At 46.7% G+C, this 985-nt stretch carries 1 protein-coding gene; it reads left to right on the forward strand.

Annotation, left to right across the window (positions count from 1 at the left end; all coding sequences use genetic code 11):
* Positions 1-63 precede the first annotated feature (63 nt).
* Positions 64-972 (forward strand): IS1595-like element ISBbi1 family transposase, encoded by a 909-nt coding sequence (locus ACUSJC_RS16755; protein ID WP_005807145.1) that lies wholly within the window; start codon positions 64-66, stop codon positions 970-972.
* Positions 973-985: the final 13 nt, after the last annotated feature.

The following is a 985-nucleotide window of genomic DNA, read 5'->3' on the forward strand; positions in this document are numbered from 1 at the left end:
TATCTGATTCTCCGCAAACACACCTAATATTTTTAGTATATTAGCGCTCAAAAAGCAGGGATTATGAACATATTCAGTTTTACGGCTCATTTCGGTTCGGAGGAAGATTGTCGTTTGCATTTCAAGGAGCAGCGTGATAAGGAAGGGGTTGTCTGCAAGCGATGCGGGGGCACTTCCCATTATTGGTTACAGGGTAAATGGAGTTATGAATGCAAAGGTTGCCGTTTCCGCACCTCGTTGCGCAGCGGTACGATCATGGAGAGCTCCAAGCTGCCGTTTCTGGTGTGGTACAAAACGATGTTCCTGATGAGTTGCACAAAAAAGGGATTCTCCACCAACGAACTCCAGAAGCAATTAGGATTGAAGCGTTACGAACCGGTATGGGCGATGGTACACAAACTCCGCAGGGCGATGGGCAACCGGGATGCAAGGTATACACTGGAAGGGATGATAGAACTGGATGAGGGTTACTTTTCGGTGGCCAGTAAGGAAATCGAGCGAGGCAAGGGTACACGTGGCCGGGGAGCCGAGGGAAAGCAGAACGTTGCGGTGATGGCCGAAAGCACCCCGTTGGAAGATATCGAAACGGGCAAAAAGGAGAAGCATGTGCGTTATTTCAAGGCCAGGGTACTGGATAGCCATCAAAGTGAAGGAATCAACGGCGTGGTCAGGGACTGCATGGAGGATGATGCCATCGTATTTTCGGACAAAAGCACTTCTTACGTTGACATCTCCGATCTGGTGGAATTGCACGTCACCGAGAAATCAGACGCCAAAACCACCAAGGAAACACTCAAATGGGTGCATATCGCAATCAGTAATGCAAAACGGACATTGCTGGGCAACTACCATAAAATCAAAAGGAAATACTTACAGTTGTATCTCAACGAGTTTATTTACAAATTAAACAGACGGTATTTTGGAGACAAACTCTTTGACAGACTAGTAATTGCGAATATAACAGGTGCATAAACGGATAATCAGA

It is taken from the genome of Flavobacterium sp. U410 (assembly GCF_053570605.1).